Raw genomic sequence first — 2,311 nt, 5'->3', positions numbered from 1 at the left:
CGCGCCCCCTCCCCCCACCGGCATAGCCGCCCTCTCCCTCCGCTACCAGATCGCCGCCGCCCTCGCCCTCGCTGTCGTCGCGGTGGCGGCCTGTGTGCACCTCGGCATGGTGTTCCTGCACGTCGCGCCCTCGAACACGGTCACCAAGCAGCACGGGCGCGCGATCGACGAGTGGGTCTACCCCGAGTTCGAGCAGAACTGGAAGCTCTTCGCGCCCAACCCGTTGCAGCAGAACATCGCGGTCCAGGTCCGCGCCGAGGTGCGGACCGCGGACGGCGGCATCGAGACGACCCGCTGGTACGACCTCTCCGCCCTGGACGGCGCGGCCATCGACGGCAATCTGCTGCCCAGCCACACCCAGCAGAACGAACTGCGCCGGGCCTGGGACTTCTATGTGGCCACGCACGACAACGAGAACCGTCCGGGCGGCATGCGCGGCACCCTCTCCGAGAGGTATCTGCGCCGCATCGTGGTGCTGCGCCTCGACCGCGAGCAGGCGGGCGGGCGGGGCGCGGTCGTCCATCAGGTTCAGGTCCGCTCCCGTACGACCAATGTCCGGCCTCCGGAGTGGAGCACGGAGCAGGTGTCCGACAAGCCGGTCATCCGTGAGCTGCCCTGGTGGCGGGTGACCGAGGCCGACCGGGCGGCGGGGACGCGAGCCACGGAAACGGAGGCGGGCGCCCGATGAGCGGCAGCAACGCGCGCAAGAGCCGCTTCGACCGCGGGACTCGCGTCGACGGGCCGATCGCGCGCGGCATCTCCCGGGTCACCGGTTCGGCCCTCGGCCCGTACCAGACCGCCGTGATACGCATCGGCTTCGCCGCCACCTGGCTGCTGTTCCTGCTGCGCGAGCTCCCGCACCGCCAGGAGATGTACGGACCCGACGGCCCCTGGAGCTGGGACCTCGCCCAGCAGCTCATCGCGGACAACCACGCCTTCACGGCCCTCATGTGGTCCGACAGCCAGATCTGGTTCGAGATCATCTATGCGCTGGCCGTGCTGTCGAGCGCTCTGCTGATGCTGGGCTGGCACACCCGCGCCATATCCGTGCTCTTCATGTTCGGTGTGCTCTCGCTGCAGAACCGCAGCGTCTTCATGGGGGACGGCGGCGACAACGTCATCCACCTGATGGCGATCTACCTGGTGTTCACGCGGTGCGGCCAGGTGTGGTCCCTGGACGAGCGGCGGGAACGCCGCGCGCGTGAGGCACGCGCGCGTGGAGAGCGTTCCGGCCCCGACAGGGTCGGTCCCGCTCTGTGGGGCGTGCTCGGATTCCTGCTGGCCGCGGCCACGCTCGCGGGGAAGATCGACGGCGGCTTTCTGGGCGGCTGGCTGACGATCCTCTGGGGGTTGTGGGCAGTCCAGGGCCTCTGGTGGGTCGTCGGTCGCCGCGCGCGGACCGCGGAGCCACGCATCCTGCTCGACGTCGTCGCGAACCTCGTCCACAACGCCGCCCTGTTCGTGATCATGGCCGAGGCATGTCTGATCTACGCGACCGCCGGCTGGTACAAGATCCAGGGCTCTCGCTGGCAGGACGGCACCGCCGTCTACTACCCGCTCCACCTCGACTACTTCTCGCCCTGGCCCGCCCTCTCCGAGCTGCTGTCCGCGAACGGCACGCTGGTGATGCTGGTGACCTACGGGACGGTCGTCGTGCAGGTCGCCTTCCCCTTCACGCTGTTCAACCGGCGGGTGAAGAACGTCCTGCTGGCAGCCATGATCACCGAGCACGCCGTGATCGCCGTGGTCCTCGGCCTGCCGTTCTTCTCGCTGGCGATGATCGCGGCCGACATGGTGTTCCTGCCGACGTCCTTCCTGCGACGCCTCGGCGGATGGGCCGCACGCGCGCGTGCACGGCTGTTCGCGCGCGGAGACCGCATGCTGCCGGGGCCGCGCGAGGACGATCCGCACACCCCGGAGACGGCCGAGCACACGCACGCAGGCGCACCCGGGAGACGGCCGAGCACCCGCACGTAGGCTTCACCGCATGACGGTCTCCCACGACCCCGTACGCGCCTGGCGCCGGCTCGCCGACACCTCCGTGCTGCTCGACGGCTTCCACGCCCTCAAGCACGCCGTACGCTTCCAGGCCCGGATCCCGGTGGCCGTCACCACCGACCGGCGGGCGGCCCTCGCGCTGGCCGATGAGCTGGCCCCGGACGTACGGGACACGCTCGACGGGCATCTGGCGGAGATCCCGGAGGACGCTTTCAAAATCCTCGTCCCCCGTCCGCACCCGACCGCGGTGGCAGCTTTGGCGGTACGTCCCTCCCGTGCGGCCCATCTGGAGACGCTGTCCCGCACCCCCCGC

The 2,311-nt window shown here is 70.4% G+C and carries 2 protein-coding genes and 1 pseudogene; all 3 read left to right on the top strand.

Features of this window, described 5'->3' with window-relative positions:
* On the top strand, positions 1-688 hold a 688-nt coding region (locus G5C60_RS50450; protein ID WP_241267663.1), incomplete at its 5' end, for a DUF5819 family protein.
* On the top strand, positions 685-1,977 hold the full coding sequence (locus tag G5C60_RS50445) for an HTTM domain-containing protein (RefSeq protein WP_165271011.1): 1,293 nt from the start codon (positions 685-687) through the stop codon (positions 1,975-1,977). The genes G5C60_RS50450 and G5C60_RS50445, both read left to right, overlap by 4 nt.
* A 10-nt stretch (positions 1,978-1,987) precedes the next feature.
* Positions 1,988-2,311, top strand: a pseudogene (locus G5C60_RS50440) (TrmH family RNA methyltransferase); the annotation flags it as partial.

It is taken from the genome of Streptomyces scabichelini, assembly GCF_011045015.1.
Taxonomy (GTDB): Bacteria; Actinomycetota; Actinomycetes; order Streptomycetales; family Streptomycetaceae; genus Streptomyces; species Streptomyces scabichelini.
The sequence above is the reverse complement of the archived record's forward strand: the minus strand, read 5'-3'. Positions and strand labels throughout refer to the sequence as shown.